The following is a 21,484-nucleotide window of genomic DNA, read 5'->3' on the forward strand; positions in this document are numbered from 1 at the left end:
TTCTGAATGGCTGTCAATTTTCCTCTGATTGATCCTGAGCAGCTCTATCCTGTCGCAGGGGTTACGCTTGGCTGGGCTAAAGCGAATATTCGCAAACCGAATCGTAAAGATTTACTGGTGCTGGCGCTAGATGAAGGCACTACGGTATCGGCTGTGTTTACGACGAATCGTTTCTGCGCTGCCCCAGTCATTGTAAGCCGTGAGCATTTGGCTTCTGCGCGCAGTGGTGGGGCCGGTATTCGTGCACTCGTTGTGAATACGGGCAACGCTAATGCCGGCACTGGCGAGTTGGGGCTTGCCCATGCTCATAAGACGTGTGCTGTGCTGGCGCAACTTGCCGGGATGACTGCGCAGCAAGTGTTGCCATTCTCAACCGGCGTGATTCTTGAGTCGCTGCCGATCGACCGCCTGTGTGCTGCGCTACCCGCAGCATGGGCGGCGCGCGCACCCGCGCAGTGGAGTGACGCTGCCGAAGCGATTATGACGACCGATACCCGCGCAAAAGCTGCCTCGCGGCGTATCACCATCGGTACACAACAAATCACACTCACTGGCATCAGCAAAGGGGCTGGCATGATTCGGCCCAATATGGCGACCATGCTCAGTTTTATTGCAACCGATGCCGGCCTCAGTCAGCCAGTGCTTGATGCACTTACCAAGTACGCTGCGGATCGCTCATTTAATTGCATTACGGTCGATGGTGACACGTCGACCAATGATTCATTTGTCATCATCGCCACCGGCCAAGCCGATCTGCCGCTGATGACTGCGACTGACGATCCGGCCTATATCGTGTTACGCGATGCGATTACCGAATTAGCTCAGACGCTAGCCCAATTGATCGTGCGTGACGCCGAAGGCGCTACAAAATTCATCACCATTCAGGTTGAAGGGGGTGCAATTGCTGCTGAATGCCGCCAGGTTGCCTATGCGATTGGTCATTCGCCACTGGTTAAAACGGCTTTTTTTGCCTCTGATCCAAACCTTGGCCGCATCTTATGCGCGATTGGCTACGCTGGTATTGAGAACCTTGAGGTCGACAAAATTGATTTGTATCTCGATGATGTATGGGTTGTAAAAGGAGGTGGGCGTCATCCCGATTATCTTGAGGAAGAGGGGCAGCGTGTGATGCAGCAGCCGGAAATTACGGTGCGCGTTGGGTTAGCGCGTGGTGATGCAAAGGCCGCGATTTGGACGAGCGATTTGTCGCATGAATATGTGAGCATTAATGCCGATTACCGCTCTTAGGGAATAGTTATTTTTTTATGGATAAGTTTGAGCAATTCCTAACTCGTGCGGAAGGGCTGCTTGGTCGGCTGGAGGCACTGCTGCCACCGCCGATTGGCGTGATTGATTGGCCGGCCGCTATAGCGTTTCGCTGGCGTACGCGCCAAGGCCGAGGTTTTTTGCAGCCGGTGGCGCAGGTATCATCGATCACACTGGAAGATTTACAAAACGTTGACCGGCAAAAGCAGTTAATTGAAGCCAATACGCGCCAGTTTGTAAAAAAATTGCCCGCCAATAATGTATTGCTGACGGGGGCGCGGGGTACCGGTAAATCCTCCTTAATCAAAGCATGTTTAAATCATTTTGCAGCAGATGGTTTACGGCTGATTGAAGTCGACAAAGATGATTTGCATGAACTGGGCGATATTATTGAGCTGATTGCGCAACGTCCTGAACGCTTTATTGTGTTTTGCGATGATTTATCTTTTGAAGAGGGCGAGCCAGGCTATAAAGCCCTGAAAGTAGCACTTGATGGCTCGATTGCTGCGCAATCAGACAATGTATTAATCTATGCCACGTCAAACCGCCGCCATCTTTTGCCGGAATATATGAGTGACAATGAAAGCTACCGCCATACCAGCGAGGGAGAAATTCATCCAGGCGAGGCGGTGGAAGAAAAGATTTCGCTTTCTGAGCGTTTTGGCTTATGGATTAGCTTTTATCCATTCAAGCAAGATGACTATCTTGGCATTATCCACCACTGGCTTAAACATTTTGGGTGTAGCGATACGGATTGCGAGCGAGCACGTGGCGAAGCTCTTGCCTGGGCGCTTGAGCGTGGCTCGCGCTCTGGGCGCGTAGCATGGCAGTTTGCACGTGATTGGTCAGGCCGACAACAACAAATGAACGCCTCAGCGAGCAGCATTTTATGATGCCGCAACAGCGGGCAGAATATATGCCGGATGGTCGGCTTGTCACGCAGGTGGCGGTTGGGATACTGGTGCGCAACGATGGACGTTTTTTGCTCGCGCAGCGTCCTTCTGGCAAACCCTATGAAGGCTATTGGGAGTTTCCTGGCGGCAAGCTGGAGGCCGGCGAATCAGTCGAAGCCGCATTAACGCGTGAGTTACACGAGGAGCTTGGGATTCAAGTAGAGGCGTGCCAGCGTTGGCGAGTGCTTGAGCACGATTATCCCCATGCTTACGTGCGGCTTTTCTTCTGCAAAGTAACTGCATGGCAGGGCGAGCCAACTGGGCGAGAAGGGCAAGCGCTTGCTTGGCAGCAGACACCGGTTGAAGTGGCTCCTGTGCTCCCTGCGACGATGCCGGTGCTTGACTGGCTTGAGGCCGATACTACATCCAGCCTATGACAGGCTGAGACTCAGTTAAAGCAATGACCGCATAGATTTAATCTAAGTCGTCGTTTGAGTCAGCTGTAGCGGGCGCTTCCTGCGTGCCGCCAATCACATACTTCTCGGCGGCCCAGGTGCCAAGATCGGTTTTTTTGCAGCGCTCTGAGCAGAATGGCCGATAACGATTCTCTGGCTTCCATTCAACTTTGATGCGGCAGATAGGGCAGTTAACGAGAGTGTTCATAGATAAGAGTGTATCTGAAATCTGGTGTGTGAAGCTAGCCTGAGTATTCAGGTTATGCCCCGGTCTCATTGCGACTTTTTATGCCGTTCTTAACCCAGTTATAAATTACACAAAGCGAGCTGAAAGGGCACATCCGTATCAACCGGCTGTGGACGCATATCGCCGTCTTGCGTGGTAAAGCGTACCCATAGCATGTATTTATTGGCGCTGGCCTCAGGAATGACGCCCAGCTCAGCGGGTACGCGTATTTGCATCAACTGGGAGGTGCGGCCAGATAGCATTTGCTGGTAGCGACCTTGGGTGGCGATGACTTTGGTGACTTGGCTGGATTCACGGGCGAATTTTAAGACAATCGCCATGGCATCGCGTAGCGGCAATAACGGTATGGCCCACTGTGCAATATCATGCCGACGGTATTCGAGCGGCCCCTGTTGCCATGCATAATAAGAAGGTAAATCAAAGCGGCAAGTGCCACCTGGGATGCTTGAGCGGCTGCGGATACTGCTGAGCCATTCATTATCCGCCAGATGTTGGCCTGCCTTACCGTGCATTTGGTTTAGCTGAGCAAGTGTCTGCGTAATTTCTACTAGCACGGTCTCTAACGTCGTTTGGTCAATCCCTGGATTATCTCGATATGAAATAAGGGTTTGGCGTTGACGCTCGAGTTCCTTGCTGAGATCAGATTTGAGATCAGCTCGGCCTGCTACGTCTGCAATTTCAAACAGCGTCATCAATGCGATATGGTGTTCCTTTGCATCTTCGCGAGACAAAAAGAACGTAAACCGGTCAAAAAGATCTTCAAACCGCAACAGTGTTCGGATGCGCTCGTTGAATGGGTACTCGTAGAGGAGGGTCAAGCTTAATGCCTATTAAAAGGAGCAAAGTGGCTAATAATGGTGTCTATTCTAGTCTGCATATTTAAGCGCCGCAATCTTAACCTGAATTTACCTGATATTCATTCATAGGCAGAAGCTAGATGCGGTCCACCCATTAAGTTTTTAGCTATGAAATAATCCCTTAATCGACATACACGGCCTAAGTTAGCTTGAGATAATATTGGTGCAATGCATCAACTTCATTATATAGGAAAGTCAGCGGCGTATCCTCGTCGTTAGAAATCACATCGTCAGCATGCGCTAGGCGTGTTGCTCGGTTTGCCTGGCGCGCGATGATGGCTTGCACCTGCTCGCGTGTTAAACCGTTGCGTTGCATCACGCGCTTAATTTGCGTGGCAGGAGAGCAATCAACCACCAGTATCCGATCGACACGGTCTTGCCAACTGCTGGATTCAATCAATAAAGGTACGACAAACATCAAATATTGACCGCTTGCGGCGTGCGCCGCGGATTCACATTCAAGGCGGATGAGTGGGTGCAGGATAGCTTCGAGGCGCAATTTGGCTTGTTCATCATTAAAGATGGTGGCGCGCATCTTTATGCGCTCAAGCGAGCCGTCTGGGGCGATGAAGGTTTGGCCGAAATGTTCAGCAATCAGCGGCATGGCCGCTCCGCCAGTTGCGGTTAGTGTATGCGCGATATGATCGGTATCGATAACGGCCACGCCGTGCTCGGCGAAGCGATTTGCAACGGCTGTTTTGCCACACCCGATGCCCCCCGTTAAGCCAACTGAAAATAAATTAAATTTTTGCTGATTCATCATCTTTGTTGTTAATTAAATGATAGGCGCCGTTTTAAGAACCGTGATGAGCTGGATCATTTTACTGTTGCACGTTATGTGGCAAGAAAATATTACATAATGCACAAACGCTATCCTTTTAAAGTGGCGTTAACTAGCAAAAAATGGTGTGCCACAAAATAGCGTGATCATTCCTGCTGCAACAAGAAATGGGCCAAATGGTAAAGGTTGTCCTTTTTTTAGGTGGCCGCAGGCCATTGCAGTGAGACCAAATAATGCACCTGTAGCAGAGGCCAGGAGCACGATTTGAGGTAGCGCCAGCCAGCCAAGCCAGGCGCCGAGCGCGGCCAGTAATTTGAAGTCGCCATAGCCAATCCCTTCCTTGCCGCGCAGCAAGCGAAACCCCCAATAGACTAGCCACAACGTAAGATAGCCGGCCGCCGCACCAATCACTGCGCTGTGCAGTGACGTAAAACTGGCGTCAAGGTTCACTAAAAGCCCGGCCCAAATCAGGGGGAGGGTGAGCGTGTCAGGCAGCAAGTGAGTGTCCATATCAATGAAGGCAAGCGCCAATAAGGTCGTGGCCAGCCCGAATGCGGCGAGGGCTTGCCAGCTTGCGCCAAATTGCCACAGCGCGCCTGCTGCTAAGCAGGCGCTGAATAGCTCAAGGGCTGGATAACGTAGGCTAATTGGAATGTGGCATGCAGAGCAGCGGCCACGGCACAGAAGATAGCCCAATAGAGGCAGGTTCTCAGTTAGAGTGAGAGTATGTTGGCATGATGGGCAATGAGAGCGCGGCAGGCAAAGGTTATAGGCGTGCTTGTCCCCAAGGCTTTTACCTGCCATCGGGGGGGGCGTGATGGCCTGGTCTATCATTTCGTTTGAAACGGCCGCGTGCGTCGCAGCGGCCGCTGCTTTGGCAGTGATGTTTGCATGAGCCGCAAAACTATGCCATTCGGCTTGCCATAGCCTATGCAGCATAATTGGCACTCGATGGACGACAACACTTAGAAAGCTGCCGATAATCAGGCCAAATAGCACGGTGCAGATATATTGAAAGCTGACGGGCAAAGCCGCGAAACTAGCCGCCCAGCCATTAAAGATGGCGGCAATCGGCTGAATTAGGATAGGGGCGGGTAAGGACATTTGGAAAAAGCGGCACAGAATATGAATAAATGAGTATCTATGCTACACCATCACTAGATGACATTGCCGAGTTCAATGATGGGTAGATACATTGCGACCACAAGGCCGCCAACTAATAGGCCAAGCACGATAATCATCAGGGGTTCGGCGCTATTGGCTAAAGTGGCGATGCGCATATCCACTTGCTGCTCGTTGAGGGTGGCGAGGTCGTTAAGCATCGTGTCAAGAGAACCAGATTCTTCAGCAATTGCAATCGGTTGCAAGACGGTTGGCGGAAAGCAGCCAGTAGCGCGCATGGCATTGGCCAGACGCTCGCCGCGCCGCACACGGTGCGAAATATTAAGCGTGGCCTGATCGAATACTGCATTGTTGGTGACCTTCGCCATAATATTAAATGCATCGGCCAGCGGCGTTCCGGTTTTTAATAGAGTTCCGAGGGCGCGGCTCCACCGCGTGATGGCGAGTTGCTGCAGCAGGGGGCCAATGATCGGTGGCATTAATATAAAGTGGTCATAGGCGGTGCGCAGCGTCGTTGAGCGGCGCAAGCCGATCCCAGCTAGCAGGGTTCCTGCGCTGATCAATAGGGTGATAGGCACAATGCAGTGTGCCATGGCTGACGAAAGAGATAATACAACCCGGGTTGGGACCGGAAGTGGTGTACCAAAACCATCGAAGATTTGCTTGAAAGTCGGCACCACCCAGATCATTAATGCGGTTGTAATCAGTAGAGATACGATCAATATGCCTGCTGGGTAACTGAGTGCCGCCCGCAATTTTGCTCGTTGCGCCGCGGCGCGCTCGCGTTGATCGGCAAGTTGCGCCAGCAAAGGCGCGAGTGCGCCCGAGGCTTCGCCAATCGCCACCAACTGGCAGTACATCGCGCCAAATTGCGGATAGTGTGCCAGCGCTGCTGAAAAATGTTGGCCTTGTGCAATTGCGCGCGCGAGTGCATGAATCACTCTAACTAAGGTTGGCCGCGTATTGCTGCTGGCCATAACGTCTAAGGCAGCTACCAGCGGCAGGCCGGCGTGTAAGAGGCCGGCGAGTTGACGTGAGAAGGTGGTGATATCCGCCGCGCGCAGCACAGCAGGCTTGGCGGGTCCTTGGTTAATGATTTTAAAAGCGGTAATGCGTTGTTGCTTGAGCAGCGCGCGTGCCGCGCCAATTCCAGTGGCGATTAAGACGCCATTCTTAGTGCCGCCTGTGGCGTTTATTCCTCGCCAGCTAAAGCGAAATTCTTGCCCCTGATGAACTGTAATCGGCGCCTCTGATTCGATCATGGCGTTTTTTAGAAAGTAGCCGGGCTGGCATCTGTGACGGCTAGAATTTCTTCGAGGCTGGTTGTGCCGGCGCGTACTTGCGCTAAGCCTGCCTCTCGTAAGCTTTTTACGCCTTCACGCAGCGCTTGTTGAGCGATTGCATCGGTGCTGCTTCGTGCCATGATGAGCCCGCGTATCGCAGCGGTAACCGGCATCACTTGATGGATGCCAATGCGGCCGCGATAACCAATGCCATGACACGCAGCGCAGCCGACGGCTCGATAGGGTTGCCAATCTTCTGCTAGGGTTGTTTCGTCAAAGCCCGCGCTACGCAGCATCGCCTCAGCAGTTGTCTGATGGGTGAAAGCTGGGGCGCGACAGGCTAAGCAGAGTTTTCTGACCAGTCTTTGCGCGATAATTAAGCGCATGGCGCAAGCCAAGTTAAAAGGCGCTATGCCCATATCAAGTAAGCGTGCGAGTGTGGCGGGAGCATCATTGGTATGCAGGGTGGATAAGACAAGGTGACCCGTTTGTGCGGCTTGTAGTGCAACACTGGCGGTTTCAGTGTCACGAATTTCTCCAACCATAATCACATCAGGATCTTGTCGTAAAAAGGCGCGCAGTGCGACGGCAAAGGTAAGGCCCGCTTTGTCGCGTACACTGACCTGATTAACGCCTGCTAATTGTATTTCAGCTGGGTCTTCGACCGAGCAGATATTGATTGATTCTCGATTTAAGTGCTGTAAAAAGCAATATAACGATAAAGTTTTGCCGCTCCCCGTTGGGCCTGTAACCAATACCATGCCGTGCGGGGCGTGAATAGCTGCGGCCAGAGTGGCTTGTTGTTTGAGGTCAAAACCGAGGTCAGTCAGAGTAAGCGTGGCTGGGAGGGTGTCAAGTCGCCGCAAAACGAGTTTTTCGCCCCACAAGGTGGGTAGTGTATTAACTCGGAATTCTTCAAATTTGTCTGCTGCAACGGATAGTTTGAGGCGTCCGTCTTGAGGTATGCGCCGCTCGGCAATATCGAGGCGAGCTAGCACTTTCACGCAACAGATGAACGGATCTCTTAGATAGGGCGGCGGGCGCATGGTTTCATGCAGCACCCCATCGATGCGTAGCCGAATGCGCCAATCATGCTCGCTAGGCTCAATATGCACGTCAGATGCGCCATGGGTGGCAGCATCAAGTAAAAGTTCACGCAATAGTCGCACAGCTGGAGCATTATCGTCCTCTTTGGGTCCAGTAGAGGATAAGGCGTTCGGAGGTGGTACCGCAGTTGCTGAATCCGCAAGCGTATTCATATCAGCTGTTTGCGATACGGTTTGGCCTAGATGAGAGGACATAACTAGAAAGGGCGGCGCCGTCCTTGATGAATAAAAATTAATCGTCGCCCACCGCGCTTAAATTTGCTATTCAGCCATTTGGCGAATCTTCATCCGAATATTATTTTTATTGCTGCAATGCTTTGTCAGAGCAAGTCAAGCGGCTTGCCTTATTGGTGTATGTCAGGGCCGCCTGCCGTTTTTTACTAGGGGGGGCTCATTTCATCTGCGTTGCTTTCTTGGGGGCGGAATAATTTGATCGTTTTAACCGTTTGATGGTCAATCTGCATGACTTCCATCCGGCAGCCGTTGATTTGTAAGCTTACATCTCCATCTGGGATTTCACGCAGTACTTCAAGGATTAGACCGTTGAGTGTTTTTGGTCCTTGTACCGGTAACTGTAGAGTGAGTAAGCGATTTAGCTCACGCAATGGGATGCTGCCCGCGACAATGCATTCGCCTTTAGCGTTCCAGCCAGCGCGTGTACCGCTTGTGCGTGGCATTGTCGTGGTAAATTCACCAATTAATTCCTCGATAATGTCTTCGGGCGTCACTAACCCTTGCACTTCGCCATACTCGTTGACGATGAGGCCCATTCTTTGCTGGTTTTCTTGGAAATAGTGGAGTTGCTGAAATACCGGCGTGCCGCTGGGTACAAAATAAGGCTCGTTGAGTAATTCGCGTATTGTTTCGTGTTTGAGGGTGTGACCATGCCTTGCGGCCAATGCTTTGCGTACCTGTAACACACCGAGGATATGGTCGGTATCGCCTTGATAAACAAGTAATTTGTTGTGATAACACGTATCAAGCTGCTGCAGCATAGTCTCAAGCGGCGCGTCAAAATCAAGTGCTTCAATCCGTGTGCGAGGCACCATCACATCATCGACAGTGATGTTTTCCAGATCAAATAGATTAAGCAAAATGCTCCGGTGTTTATGAGGTGCAAAATTAGCCGACTCAAGTACGATGGTGCGCAATTCGTCCATCGACAGGCGGTGTTCCTTTGCCTTGCGGGTATCGAGGTGCAATATACGGAGTAGCGCCGAGACAAATAAATTGACAAACCATACGAGTGGGCGGGTGACCCGCATCAAAGGGCTGAGCACTAGGCTTGCGGGTAAGGCAATTTTTTCTGGCCAGGCGGCGCCGATGATTTTCGGGGTAATTTCACTAAAGATAATGATCAGAAACGCGATGCCGCCGGTAGTCATCGACAAGGCTAAATTATTCGTGCCAAAGGTGCGCAATGCAATTGCGGTGGTGAGCACAGGAATAATCGTGTTAAGCAAGTTATTGCCAATCAGAATAACGCTTAATAATTTTTCTGTGCGTGCTAATAAGCGAGATGTCGTGCGCGCGCCGAGCGTGCCTTGTTTCACAAGGTGCTTGAGCCGGTGGCGGTTAAGCGCCAGCATCGAGGCTTCAGAGATCGAAAAAAAGCCAGATAGCAGTAGCAAGAAAGCGATTACGCTAAGCTGCGCCCATAAAGGAAATGATTCCACGTGGAATAAGGTTAAGTAGGGTTGAGAATTCGATTAAATTTGGCAAAACAGAGTTAACACCGGCGCGCGGTTGAATACGTACATAATTCTAGCAAGCTTTTTTTGTAAATAGAGTCTGGCAACGGTTGCAACGCCTTAGCTGCGGCGCTGGCTTCGCGCTGTGCGCACGCTAGCGTGTAGTCGAGCGCGCCGGAGGTGTGCATGGCGGCGAGAATTGTTTCAGCGTGATCGGTGCCGCCTTGTTCAATGGCTGCGCGGGCCAGCGCTTGTTGCTCAGTTGTGCCTCGTTCAATAAGATAAATCAGCGGCAGGGTAGGTTTGCCTTCATATAAATCGCAGCCGGCATTTTTGCCCATTGACTCAACATAGCCAGCATAATCGAGCCAGTCATCCATCAATTGAAAGGCGGTCCCTATGCGCTGGCCAAATTCCATGGTTGCCGCCTCAAGCGGGGGCGGCGCATCTGCCAAGATTGCGCCAAGTTGCGCGGAGGCCTCAAAGAGCCTTGCGGTTTTATAGCAAATCACCTGCATATAGCGAGTCTCATCGACTTTGGGGTCATGCATATTCAATAATTGCAACACTTCCCCCTCAGCGATCATATTGGTCGCATCTGACAAAATTTGCATCACGCGTGGACGGCCGACCTCCACCATCATTTGAAACGCGCGTGAGTATAAAAAATCCCCAACGAGTATGCTTGCCGCGTTGCCAAATAGCGCATTTGCCGTTTTTTTGCCACGCCGCAAATCAGATTCGTCAACGACATCATCGTGCAAAAGGGTGGCGCTGTGAATAAACTCAATGATTGCGGCGAGTTCATGGCATGGTTTGCCATGCGCGCCCAGGGCATTCGCTACAAGCAGTAAGAGCGCTGGCCGCAGCCGTTTGCCACCAGCGTTAATTAAATGTTCGGCAATCTGGTTGATAAGCACAACTTCGGAAGCCAAGCGCTGCCGGATGACATGGTTAAGTTGCTGCATATCGCCGGCGATTGGCGCGAAAATGCTCGAGCTATTTGGAGTGGTGTCAGTTGTAGTCAACGCAAACGGAAAAAATAAATAATATTGAATTATAAAGCGAATGGCCGCGAGTGCGAATAATAAAGGCCAACCTTAGCATAAAGTTCAGCCTTAGTGCGGGCGGTTTTTTTGTGAAAGCCGCGTCCAATGTCGCAAAGCGAGTAGACCACCGATTCCCTCTAGTAATGAGGCGGGTACCCACATAATTAACCCACCGATACTCTGATCGGTTAGCGCGGGTAAACCAAAAGCCCGGCCGCACAGATCGAAAATTGGATACAAGTCTCGTTGGGTAAAGGTAATAATCGCGCCGGCAAGGATTTGTGGCGTCATCGTTAAAAGCGGTGATAAGACGCGCAAGCCTGCTCCTAGGCGCGCGGGGGGGGCTGGCCGGTGATCCAGTAATAGCCACCAATATAGAAGGCCAGTCACGGCGACTGACCAATTCATGAACAAATACAAGCGCCAGTTAATCATCGATATAAACTGCACGGACGGAATTAACCAGACTAATACCGACGCGACAAAAAGCAATGAAATAAGTGTGGGGTGTAAGCAGATCTTGGCAAGTATCCGTATTCCCGCCTTTTTGCCTGTGGCTCGCAAGCGAGTGCGCCACGGGATGGGCAAGCCGGCACGCAGTACACTACCTGGATAAGATGCCATGACTAATAATGGCGCTAGGTGATGTAAAACAAGATGTTGCAGTCGATGCGCGAAAAACTCATGTTCTGCATAGTAGTCCACGCGTGTATGGAGGGCAATGTAGAAAAGGGCCAAACCGAACCAAAATGCCAATTGCCGCGCAACGCTTACGCGCGCGTGCCGCGTGCCGCGCAAATACAGCCCGCAGGTTATGGCAAAAATCGCAACAAGTAAGATAGATGGCTCCCAAGGAGCCAGAAAATGTAGCAATGACACGGTTATGAATAGAAAGATAAAATCAGCGTTGCTACAGGATTTTTTAGTATACAGCAGTTGACAATAAGGGGTCTCTACTTGATAATGCCCAATTCTCCGTGGAGGGGTGCCCGAGTGGCTAAAGGGGGCAGACTGTAAATCTGTTGGCTTACGCCTACGTTGGTTCGAATCCAACCCCCTCCACCAGGCTATTATGTATGGAGTCTGCTGAGTTAGGCTGCGGGTGTAGCTCAATGGTAGAGCAGAAGCCTTCCAAGCTTACGACGAGGGTTCGATTCCCTTCACCCGCTCCAAGTTGGATAGGCTAGGCGAGCCCATGTGGCTCAGTGGTAGAGCACTCCCTTGGTAAGGGAGAGGTCGGCAGTTCGATCCTGCCCATGGGCACCAGTAAATTTTAGTAATTTTGTTTTGATACGATTTGCGCGCGGCGCAATGAATGGAAATCCTATTTAGGAGTTGAGGAATGGCCAAAAGTAAGTTTGAACGAAGCAAGCCGCACGTGAACGTAGGAACGATCGGTCACGTGGACCATGGTAAGACAACTTTAACAGCGGCAATTACCACTGTGTTGTCAAGAAAGTTTGGCGGTGAAGCCAAAGCGTATGATCAAATTGATGCGGCGCCAGAAGAAAGAGCGCGCGGGATTACGATCAATACAGCGCACGTGGAATATGAAACGGAAGCTCGTCACTACGCGCACGTTGATTGCCCAGGGCATGCTGATTATGTAAAAAACATGATCACCGGCGCAGCTCAAATGGACGGTGCAATTTTAGTCTGTTCAGCCGCTGATGGCCCAATGCCACAGACTCGTGAGCACATTTTGCTCGCGCGCCAAGTGGGGGTGCCTTACATCGTCGTATTTTTAAATAAATGCGATATGGTTGATGATGCTGAGTTGCTTGAATTGGTTGAAATGGAAGTGCGCGAGTTACTCTCCAAATATGATTTCCCTGGCGATGACGTGCCAATCATTTGTGGTTCGGCAAAGTTGGCGCTCGAGGGCGATGAGAGCGAGTATGGCGTGCCAGCGGTAATGAAGTTGGCCGATGCGTTAGATTCATATATTCCAACCCCTGAGCGGGCGGTTGAGGGCGCATTTTTGATGCCAATCGAAGATGTATTCTCAATTTCCGGGCGTGGCACTGTGGTGACTGGCCGGGTTGAGCGTGGTGTAGTTAAGGTTGGCGAAGAGCTTGAAATCGTTGGTTTCAAAGACACTGCAAAAACCATTTGCACCGGCGTTGAAATGTTTCGTAAGCTGTTAGATCAAGGTCAGGCAGGCGATAACGTTGGGATTTTGTTACGCGGTACAGCCCGTGAAGACGTCGAGCGCGGTCAAGTGTTGGCTAAGCCTAAGTCTATTACGCCGCATACCCACTTTACGGCTGAAATCTATGTGTTGAGTAAAGATGAAGGCGGCCGTCATACGCCATTCTTCAGTAATTACCGGCCACAGTTTTATTTCCGTACGACAGACGTAACCGGCTCGATCGAATTGCCAGAAGGCAAAGAGATGGTGATGCCTGGCGATAATGTGAGTATCACTGTAAAATTGATTGCTCCAATCGCGATGGAAGAAGGTCTACGCTTTGCTATTCGTGAAGGTGGCCGTACTGTCGGCGCGGGTGTGGTTGCAAAGATTCTTGATTGAGTAAAATCGATATAAGCTGCACAGGCATGTTGCTGTGAGGCTTTCGGGGCTGGTTAGTTGATTGACTAGCCAAGTCCCGGATTTTTTGTTTAGGGGTATAGCTCAACTGGCAGAGCGTCGGTCTCCAAAACCGAAGGTTGGGGGTTCGATTCCCTCTGCCCCTGCCAATCTGAGATAATGCAAAATACAGTGAGCAGGCTTTGGTAGTTGCTTAATGGTTTTGTGATGATCTCATGTTTTATTTATTTTTCTGGCTGTGATGGCAAATCCTTCCGTTGATAACGTCAATACGGCGCAAAGCAAATTAATGCTTACGCTGGCAGTCTTGTTGGCGGTCGCCGGAGGCGCCGCCTTTTATTTCTGCGGCAATCAGCCATGGTATATACGTGGCGCATTGCTGTTTAGCGGCCTTGGTGCAGGCAGCGTTGTTGCGCTGTTTTCATCAGCTGGCAAAAATTTTATCGGCTTCACAAAAGAAGCTTGGCGTGAAATTCGCAAAGTAGTTTGGCCAACGCGCAAAGAAGCCGGTCAGACTACGCTCATTGTGTTTGTTTTTGTATTGCTGATGGCAGTTTATCTGTGGATTGGCGATAAAATAATTGAATGGGCGGTTTTTTCGCTGATTTTGGGCTGGAAATAATATATGAGCGATACCGCGGTAACTCCTGCCAGCAGTAAACGTTGGTATGTTGTGCACGCTTATTCCGGGATGGAAAAAAGCGTGCAACGTGCATTACAAGAACGTATTGACCGCGCAGGCATGCAGGACAAGTTCGGCCAGATTTTGGTGCCGACTGAAGAGGTTATTGAAATTCGTGGCGGCCAAAAAACCGTCACTGAACGGCGTTTCTTTCCGGGGTATGTGCTAGTTGAAATGGACATGACCGATGAAACCTGGCATCTCGTAAAAAATACGGCGAAGGTGACAGGTTTTGTAGGGGGCACGCGTAATCGTCCAAGCCCGATCTCGCAGCTTGAAGTTGACAAAATCATGTCTCAAATGCAAGAGGGCGTTGAAAAGCCTCGGCCGAAAACGCTTTTCGAGGTGGGCGAGCTAGTGCGGATCAAGGATGGTCCATTTACTGATTTCAATGGCAGCATTGAAGAGGTCAACTACGAGAAATCTCGTCTCCGAGTGTCGGTCACTATCTTTGGACGAGCGACACCAGTTGAGCTTGAATTTGGACAAGTTGAGAAGGTGTAATTGTTTTTGCGTACAGTCCGCTTAATGACTGAAGAGGAGCACTGAGAGAGGGGAAATTAAGTGTTGCCCCTATCGAGGATGCGCTACCACTCACCGAACGCTATGCGTTCAGCTTGAAAATTGCAAGATCGATGATACGTGCTGTGGCATAGCATCGTTAGTAATTTTTAAGTTTAACCGAGGTTTTAAAATGGCAAAAAAAATCATCGGCTTTATTAAATTGCAGATTCCTGCAGGTAAAGCCAATCCATCGCCACCGGTCGGCCCAGCTTTGGGTCAGCGTGGCTTAAACATCATGGAGTTTTGCAAGGCGTTTAACGCGCAAACTCAGGGCATGGAGCCAGGTTTGCCGGTGCCGGTGGTGATCACCGCTTTTGCTGACAAGAGTTTCACTTTTGTTTTGAAAACACCGCCAGCGACTGTCTTGATCAAAAAAGCAGCTAAAGTGGATAAAGGTTCACCAAAGCCGCATACGGATAAAGTCGGGCAAATCACGCTTGCACAAGCTGAAGAAATTGCTAAGGCTAAAATGCCTGATCTCACCGCTGCTGATTTGGCCGCCGCAGTCAGGACTATTGCAGGCAGCGCTCGCTCAATGGGCATTACGGTAGAGGGTCTATAAATGTCAAAGCTTTCAAAACGCCTACGTTCATTAGCGGGCAAAGTTGACCGAGCAAAACTCTATTCAGTCGATGAAGCGCTTAATTTGGTAAAAACCTGTGCTACAGCTAAATTTGATGAATCCATCGATATTGCTGTACGGTTAGGTATTGATGCTAAAAAATCTGATCAAGTTGTACGTGGCTCTGTTGTGTTGCCAGCAGGTACCGGTAAGGTAACGCGGGTCGCTGTTTTTGCGCAAGGTGAAAAGGCCGAACAAGCGCGTGCTGCTGGCGCCGATATTGTTGGCATGGAAGATCTCGCTGAGCAAATTAAAGCGGGTAACCTTAATTTCGATGTGGTTATTGCTTCACCAGACACGATGCGTGTCGTTGGCGCACTAGGGACAATTCTGGGTCCCCGTGGCCTGATGCCGAATCCAAAGGTTGGTACCGTAACAGCAGATGTTGCGACCGCAGTCAAGAATGCGAAGGCTGGACAAATTCAGTTCCGCGTCGACAAAGCGGGTCTGATTCATGCCACCATTGGCCGTGCATCATTCGAGCCGCTAGCCTTGCGGACCAACCTGGTCGCGTTAGTCGAGGCGTTGCAAAAAGCTAAACCGGCAACGAGCAAAGGGGTTTACCTGCGTAAGATCGCTTTATCAAGTACGATGGGCGTTGGTGTGCGGGTTGATCAAAATACGTTAGCCGCTTAAGCGTTACACAATTTTCTCAGGGTATGAGCTGCGTAAGGTTAATTCAATACAAAGCAGTATCCTGTAATCTAGGCTTTGGGCAGTCACGGTACGGCAAGTAATGAGTATCGTGCTGGTTATCAAAGACCGTTGGTGGACAAGTTGTAGTCAAGCAAGTTCTTAATTTTTTAGCCAACGCAGATGGCGACCCCGAAAAAGTTTCTGAATATTGAAACCGGTGGCATTAACGCTTAACCTCGGACGCCGATTTAACGTGGTGCGCAATGCTTTAGGTATTGTGCATTCAATTTGGAGTTTAAACCGTGCCACTTAATAAAGAAGATAAGCAGGCCGTCGTAGCTGAGGTCGCAGCGAAAGTTGCACAAGCTCAGACGATGGTCCTGGCTGAATATCGTGGAATTGCGGTAGGTGATCTCACCCGGTTACGGGCGAAAGCACGTGAGCAAAAGGTATATCTGCGTGTCTTAAAAAATACGCTGGTGCGCCGCGCCGTTGCGGATACGCCATTTGCCTCGTTGACCGAACAGATGACTGGTCCGTTGATCTACGGTATTTCTGATGATCCTATTTCTGCTGCAAAGGTCATTCATGACTTTGCCAAAAGCAACGATAAACTGGTGATTCGATCGGGTGTCTACGAAGGTAAGCTGATGGACAAAGCGGCGGTGCAAGCATTAGCTAGCATTCCAAGCCGTGATGAACTACTCGCTAAGCTGTTGGGTGTGATGCAAGCGCCGATTTCCGGTTTTGCACGTGCACTGGCTGCATTAAGCCAGCAAAAGCAAAGTGAGACTCAAGGTGAACCTCAAGGCGAACCAGCCTGAGTCCGACCACTATATAAGCTAAGTAGCCGAAGCTGATTTCAATTTAGGAGTTTTTAAATGGCAATAGTACAAGAAGACATTCTCGAAGCCGTTGGCGCGATGTCTGTTTTAGAGTTGAATGAGCTTGTTAAGGCATTTGAAGAAAAGTTTGGCGTATCTGCTGCAGCATTGGCAGTCGGTGGCCCGGCGGGTGGCGGTGCAGCCGCTGCTGCGGAAGAGCAAACTGAGTTTACAGTTACGCTAACCGAAGTCGGCAGCAATAAAGTTTCCGTCATTAAAGCCGTGCGTGAAATCACTGGTTTAGGCTTGAAAGAAGCTAAAGATCTAGTTGATGGCGCACCTAAGCCGGTGAAAGAAAACGTGCCTAAAGCGCAAGCTGAAGAAGCCAAGCAAAAGCTTGAAGCGGCTGGTGCTAAGGCTGAAGTTAAGTAATGTAGAGTGGTGCTTTCAGCGATTGCTGATATGAGCAGAAAGCACTACTAAGAATCGCATCAAGGCTGGCAGTTTATTCTGCCGGCCTTTTTGTCCGTGGTAAGTATTTTTGAGAAATTAAATTAAAGTAACGTGGATACATTCAAACACGGTATTTTTCTTTAATTTTTAAGCTAGAAATTGCGGTAAAGAGTAAGTTTGGTCGGGCAACGGATGAGTCCTTCGTTGCCGTCAGCCAGCGGTTGGTAGTGGCCAACCACCAAGCGATTATTTCGTTCATTTGTTGGCTGTCTTGATAGCGGATCGTATCATATGCAATATTCTTTCACCGAGAAAAAGCGTATTCGGAAAAATTTTGCGAAGCGCGTGAATGTTCACCAGATTCCATTTTTATTATCTACGCAACTTGAGTCCTTTAGTGACTTTTTGCAAGCGGATATTGCGTCCGGAAAGCGCAACCCTGAGGGTTTGCAAGCGGCATTTATGTCCGTTTTTCCGATTGTGTCGCACAATGGTTTCGCCCGTCTTGAATTTGTCAGCTATAGTTTGTCGTCGCCGGCCTTCGATGTTAAAGAATGCCAGCAACGCGGTTTGACTTTTTGCTCGGCACTACGCGCTAAGGTGCGTTTGGTGCTGTTAGACAAAGAGTCGCCAAGTAAGCCAGTGATCAAAGAGGTGAAGGAGCAGGAAGTGTACATGGGCGAAATGCCGCTGATGACACCGACCGGCTCTTTTGTCATCAATGGCACAGAACGGGTTATTGTGTCGCAGTTGCATCGCTCGCCGGGTGTTTTTTTCGAGCATGATAAAGGTAAGACGCATAGCTCCGGCAAATTGCTTTTTTCTGCGCGGATTATTCCCTATCGTGGTTCATGGCTAGATTTTGAATTTGATCCAAAAGACAATTTATATTTCCGGGTAGATCGCCGCCGCAAAATGCCGGTGACCATCCTCCTCAAAGCAATTGGTTTAAATGCTGAAGAAATCCTTGAGCGTTTCTTTATGTTTGACCAATGTACGTTGATGGACGAGGGCGCGCAGATTAAATTTGTCCCTGAAAGGCTGCGCGGAGAAGTCGCGCGCTTTGACATTCTTGATCGAGATGGCAAAGTCATCGTGCAAAAAGAGAAACGGGTCAATGCAAAGCATATCCGTGATCTTGAAAGTGCAAAGACTGAAACCATCTCAGTGCCGGAAGATTATCTCCTGGGCCGAGTGCTTGCTAAAAGCGTAGTGGATGCCCAAACCGGTGAAGTGTTGGCAGAAGCCAATGAAGAAATCACCGACAGCTTGCTCGCGAGATTGCGGGAAGCGGAAATCAAAGAGATTCAAACGTTATACACGAATGATCTTGACCAGGGTCCTTATATTTCGCAAACGCTTCGGATTGACGAAACCATTGATCAAACAGCCGCGCGCATTGCGATCTACCGGATGATGCGTCCGGGTGAACCGCCGACTGAAGAATCCGTTGAAGCGTTGTTTAACAGGCTTTTCTACAGTGAAGATACTTACGATCTGTCGAAAGTAGGTCGCATGAAGTTTAATCGTCGTGTGGGCCGTGAAGAGATCACTGGCCAAATGACGCTTGATAACGCCGATCTTCTTGCCACGATTCAAATTCTTGTTGAATTACGCAATGGTAAAGGCGAAGTTGACGATATCGATCACCTTGGTAATCGCCGGGTGCGTTGTGTCGGCGAACTCGCAGAGAATCAATTCCGCACGGGCTTAGTGCGTGTCGAGCGCGCGGTTAAAGAAAGGTTGGGACAGGCAGAAAGTGAAAATCTGATGCCGCATGATCTGATTAACTCGAAGCCGATTTCGTCGGCCATTCGTGAGTTTTTTGGCTCATCGCAGCTGTCGCAGTTTATGGACCAAACCAACCCATTGTCCGAAATCACGCACAAGCGCCGCGTCTCTGCGCTTGGGCCGGGTGGTTTGACGCGCGAGCGCGCCGGCTTTGAGGTGCGCGATGTGCATCCAACGCATTATGGCCGCGTGTGTCCAATTGAAACGCCGGAAGGACCTAATATTGGTCTGATTAATTCGCTCGCCTTGTATGCTCACCTTAACGAATATGGTTTTCTAGAAACGCCCTATCGTAAGGTTGACGAGGGCAAAGTAAGTAACAAGATCGATTATCTATCTGCGATTGAAGAGGGCCGTTATGTGATTGCGCAAGCAAACGCAGCGGTATCCAGTGACGGCACGCTCACGGATGAGCTGGTCTCTGCGCGTGAAGCGGGTGAAACGCTGATGGTAACCCCAGATCGTGTGCAATATATGGATGTTGCGCCATCTCAGATTGTCTCGGTGGCGGCTTCGTTGATTCCATTTCTCGAGCACGATGATGCTAACCGCGCGTTGATGGGATCGAACATGCAGCGGCAGGCGGTACCTTGTCTGCGTCCTGAAAAAGCGGTCGTCGGTACGGGTATTGAACGTACGGTGGCAGTCGATTCTGGGACAACCGTACAAGCCTTCCGTGGTGGTGAGGTTGATTACGTTGACGCAGGCCGGATTGTGATTCGGGTCAATGATGATGAAGCGGTGGCAGGCGATACTGGGGTGGATATTTATAACCTCATCAAATACACGCGCTCAAACCAAAACACGAATATCAATCAGCGCCCGATTGCGAAGGTTGGCGACCGGATCGTGCGGGGGGATGTACTGGCTGATGGCGCTTCGACAGATATTGGCGAACTTGCGCTCGGGCAGAATATGTTGGTTGCCTTCATGCCTTGGAATGGCTACAACTTTGAAGATTCGATTTTGATTTCTGAGAAAGTTGTCGCTGATGATCGCTATACCTCAATTCATATCGAAGAGTTGAATGTGGTGGCGCGCGATACTAAGCTGGGCTCAGAAGAAATCACCTGTGATATCTCTAACTTAGCTGAATCGCAGTTGGGTCGACTGGATGACTCGGGGATTATTTATATCGGTGCTGAAGTTGAAGCAGGCGATGTACTCGTGGGTAAAGTCACGCCAAAGGGTGAAACTCAACTCACGCCGGAAGAAAAACTACTGCGCGCGATTTTTGGCGAGAAAGCCTCTGATGTAAAAGATACATCGTTGCGTGTACCTTCGGGCATGAGCGGCACAGTGATTGATGTGCAAGTGTTCACGCGTGAAGGCATTGAGCGTGACAAGCGTGCGCAGCAAATTATTGATGATGAACTTAAGCGCTACCGCCTCGATCTCAATGACCAGTTGCGCATTGTTGAGGGAGATGCATTTCAGCGGTTAGAAAAAATGCTGGTTGGCCGGGTTGTCAATGGTGGTCCTAAAAAGCTTGCAAAAGGCGCAAAAATCACCGCTGATTATCTAGCTGAGCTGGATCACTACCACTGGTTTGATTTGCGTCTAGCGGACGAAGAGGCAGCCGCACAGCTTGAAGCGATTAAAGAATCGATTGCGCAAAAACGCCATCAGTTTGATCTGGCCTTTGAAGAGAAGCGTAAAAAGCTGACGCAGGGTGATGAATTGCCGCCAGGCGTTCTAAAAATGGTCAAAGTCTATCTTGCGGTCAAGCGTCGCTTGCAGCCCGGTGACAAAATGGCCGGCCGCCACGGTAACAAAGGCGTGGTGTCGAAGATTGTGCCGGTCGAAGATATGCCGTATATGGCAGATGGTACCCCTGCCGATATCGTCTTGAACCCATTAGGTGTTCCATCACGGATGAACGTTGGTCAGATTCTTGAGACCCATCTTGGCTGGGCCGCGAAAGGGTTGGGGCATCGCATCGGCGATATGCTGCGCGCACAAGCCAAAGCGACCGAGCTGCGAGAGTTCTTGAGTACCATTTACAATGAAAGTGGCCGCCGTGAAGCGTTAGATGAGCTCAGTGATAAAGAGGTGCTAGAACTGGCTTCTAATCTGAAAGAAGGGGTACCGTTTGCGACTCCTGTCTTTGATGGCGCCACCGAAGACGAAATTGCACGAGCACTTGAACTGGCTTGGCCGGATCATATTGCTAAGCAATTGGGGATGACCAAGTCAAAAAATCAAGTCACATTATATGACGGGCGCACAGGTGATGCGTTTGATCGCCCAGTCACCGTAGGCTACATGCATATGTTGAAATTGCACCATTTGGTCGATGACAAAATGCATGCTCGCTCAACCGGTCCTTATTCACTTGTCACGCAACAGCCGCTCGGTGGTAAAGCCCAGTTTGGTGGTCAGCGTTTCGGTGAAATGGAGGTATGGGCGCTTGAGGCCTATGGCGCAGCGTATGTGTTGCAAGAAATGTTGACTGTGAAATCAGATGACGTGGTAGGCCGCACGAAGATTTATGAAAACCTGGTCAAGGGCGAACATGTCATTGATGCAGGTATGCCCGAATCATTCAACGTGCTAGTGAAAGAAATTCGCTCGCTCGGTATTGACATCGATCTTGACCGGAATTAAGCCG

Annotated in this window: 20 protein-coding genes and 4 tRNA genes; 15 read left to right on the forward strand and 9 right to left on the reverse strand. The window is 50.2% G+C overall.

What is annotated here, in order from left to right; translation table 11 throughout:
• Positions 1 to 6 precede the first annotated feature (6 nt).
• From argJ to NQD60_RS00960, 3 genes are read left to right on the forward strand one after another with little or no spacing between them, the layout of a single operon-like run.
• A complete protein-coding gene (gene argJ, locus NQD60_RS00950) occupies positions 7 to 1,248 on the forward strand; it encodes a bifunctional glutamate N-acetyltransferase/amino-acid acetyltransferase ArgJ (RefSeq protein ID WP_257100711.1) in 1,242 nt (413 codons plus the stop codon).
• A 17-nt stretch (positions 1,249 to 1,265) separates the two neighbouring features.
• Positions 1,266 to 2,159: an ATP-binding protein gene (locus NQD60_RS00955; RefSeq protein ID WP_257100712.1), complete on the forward strand. Its 894-nt coding sequence runs from the start codon at positions 1,266 to 1,268 to the stop codon at positions 2,157 to 2,159.
• A complete protein-coding gene (locus NQD60_RS00960; RefSeq protein ID WP_257101219.1) occupies positions 2,159 to 2,596 on the forward strand; it encodes an NUDIX domain-containing protein in 438 nt (145 codons plus the stop codon). Before NQD60_RS00955 ends, NQD60_RS00960 begins: the two co-directional genes overlap by 1 nt.
• A 37-nt stretch (positions 2,597 to 2,633) precedes the next feature.
• On the opposite strand, the gene NQD60_RS00965 is transcribed toward NQD60_RS00960, so the two are convergent.
• From NQD60_RS00965 to NQD60_RS01005, 9 genes are all read right to left on the reverse strand, one after another.
• Positions 2,634 to 2,822: a DNA gyrase inhibitor YacG gene (locus NQD60_RS00965; protein ID WP_257100713.1), complete on the reverse strand. Its 189-nt coding sequence runs from the start codon at positions 2,820 to 2,822 to the stop codon at positions 2,634 to 2,636.
• 98 nt (positions 2,823 to 2,920) lie between these two features.
• Positions 2,921 to 3,679, reverse strand: a complete 759-nt coding sequence (gene zapD, locus NQD60_RS00970; RefSeq protein WP_257100714.1) for a cell division protein ZapD — start codon at positions 3,677 to 3,679, stop codon at positions 2,921 to 2,923.
• A 178-nt stretch (positions 3,680 to 3,857) separates the two neighbouring features.
• Positions 3,858 to 4,481, reverse strand: a complete 624-nt coding sequence (gene coaE / locus NQD60_RS00975; protein WP_223693238.1) for a dephospho-CoA kinase — start codon at positions 4,479 to 4,481, stop codon at positions 3,858 to 3,860.
• A 126-nt stretch (positions 4,482 to 4,607) separates the two neighbouring features.
• A complete protein-coding gene (locus NQD60_RS00980) occupies positions 4,608 to 5,603 on the reverse strand; it encodes an A24 family peptidase (protein WP_257100715.1) in 996 nt (331 codons plus the stop codon).
• A gap of 53 nt (positions 5,604 to 5,656) precedes the next feature.
• Positions 5,657 to 6,883 (reverse strand): type II secretion system F family protein, encoded by a 1,227-nt coding sequence (locus NQD60_RS00985; RefSeq protein ID WP_257100716.1) that lies wholly within the window; start codon positions 6,881 to 6,883, stop codon positions 5,657 to 5,659.
• Positions 6,884 to 6,891: 8 nt separating this feature from the next.
• Entirely contained in the window at positions 6,892 to 8,163 is a 1,272-nt protein-coding gene (locus NQD60_RS00990; RefSeq protein WP_257101220.1) for a GspE/PulE family protein, read from the reverse strand.
• Between the two features lie 227 nt (positions 8,164 to 8,390).
• The gene (locus NQD60_RS00995; RefSeq protein WP_257100717.1) at positions 8,391 to 9,686 is read right to left on the reverse strand and encodes an HlyC/CorC family transporter; all 1,296 of its coding nucleotides are present in this window, start codon (positions 9,684 to 9,686) and stop codon (positions 8,391 to 8,393) included.
• 53 nt (positions 9,687 to 9,739) lie between these two features.
• A complete protein-coding gene (locus tag NQD60_RS01000) occupies positions 9,740 to 10,669 on the reverse strand; it encodes a polyprenyl synthetase family protein (RefSeq protein WP_257101221.1) in 930 nt (309 codons plus the stop codon).
• A gap of 150 nt (positions 10,670 to 10,819) precedes the next feature.
• Positions 10,820 to 11,629 carry a cytochrome c oxidase assembly protein gene (locus tag NQD60_RS01005; RefSeq protein ID WP_257100718.1) on the reverse strand — a complete coding sequence of 270 codons (810 nt, stop codon included), beginning with the start codon at positions 11,627 to 11,629 and terminating at the stop codon, positions 10,820 to 10,822.
• Positions 11,630 to 11,729: 100 nt separating this feature from the next.
• Between NQD60_RS01005 and NQD60_RS01010 the strand changes: the two genes are divergently transcribed.
• The 12 genes from NQD60_RS01010 (at position 11,730) to rpoB (ending at position 21,480) form a co-directional block, all read left to right on the forward strand.
• Positions 11,730 to 11,815: transfer RNA gene (locus NQD60_RS01010), tRNA-Tyr, on the forward strand.
• A gap of 33 nt (positions 11,816 to 11,848) precedes the next feature.
• Positions 11,849 to 11,922, forward strand: a tRNA-Gly gene (locus NQD60_RS01015).
• A gap of 19 nt (positions 11,923 to 11,941) precedes the next feature.
• A tRNA-Thr gene (locus NQD60_RS01020) sits at positions 11,942 to 12,016 on the forward strand.
• Between the two features lie 76 nt (positions 12,017 to 12,092).
• Positions 12,093 to 13,283: an elongation factor Tu gene (tuf, locus tag NQD60_RS01025; RefSeq protein ID WP_223693252.1), complete on the forward strand. Its 1,191-nt coding sequence runs from the start codon at positions 12,093 to 12,095 to the stop codon at positions 13,281 to 13,283.
• Between the two features lie 91 nt (positions 13,284 to 13,374).
• A tRNA-Trp gene (locus NQD60_RS01030) sits at positions 13,375 to 13,450 on the forward strand.
• 92 nt (positions 13,451 to 13,542) lie between these two features.
• Positions 13,543 to 13,923, forward strand: coding sequence for a preprotein translocase subunit SecE (gene secE / locus NQD60_RS01035; protein WP_223693254.1), 381 nt, complete (start codon positions 13,543 to 13,545; stop codon positions 13,921 to 13,923).
• 3 nt (positions 13,924 to 13,926) lie between these two features.
• Positions 13,927 to 14,487: a transcription termination/antitermination protein NusG gene (gene nusG, locus NQD60_RS01040; protein WP_257100719.1), complete on the forward strand. Its 561-nt coding sequence runs from the start codon at positions 13,927 to 13,929 to the stop codon at positions 14,485 to 14,487.
• A 190-nt stretch (positions 14,488 to 14,677) separates the two neighbouring features.
• A complete protein-coding gene (gene rplK, locus NQD60_RS01045) occupies positions 14,678 to 15,109 on the forward strand; it encodes a 50S ribosomal protein L11 (RefSeq protein ID WP_223693258.1) in 432 nt (143 codons plus the stop codon).
• A complete protein-coding gene (gene rplA / locus NQD60_RS01050) occupies positions 15,110 to 15,805 on the forward strand; it encodes a 50S ribosomal protein L1 (protein ID WP_223693261.1) in 696 nt (231 codons plus the stop codon).
• 302 nt (positions 15,806 to 16,107) lie between these two features.
• Positions 16,108 to 16,629, forward strand: a complete 522-nt coding sequence (rplJ, locus tag NQD60_RS01055) for a 50S ribosomal protein L10 (protein ID WP_223693263.1) — start codon at positions 16,108 to 16,110, stop codon at positions 16,627 to 16,629.
• Between the two features lie 57 nt (positions 16,630 to 16,686).
• On the forward strand, positions 16,687 to 17,061 hold the full coding sequence (gene rplL / locus NQD60_RS01060; RefSeq protein WP_223693265.1) for a 50S ribosomal protein L7/L12: 375 nt from the start codon (positions 16,687 to 16,689) through the stop codon (positions 17,059 to 17,061).
• Between the two features lie 312 nt (positions 17,062 to 17,373).
• Positions 17,374 to 21,480 carry a DNA-directed RNA polymerase subunit beta gene (gene rpoB, locus NQD60_RS01065; protein WP_257100720.1) on the forward strand — a complete coding sequence of 1,369 codons (4,107 nt, stop codon included), beginning with the start codon at positions 17,374 to 17,376 and terminating at the stop codon, positions 21,478 to 21,480.
• Positions 21,481 to 21,484 lie beyond the last annotated feature (4 nt).

The sequence above is a fragment of the Mycoavidus sp. SF9855 genome, from assembly GCF_024582735.1.
GTDB lineage: Bacteria > Pseudomonadota > Gammaproteobacteria > Burkholderiales > Burkholderiaceae > Mycoavidus.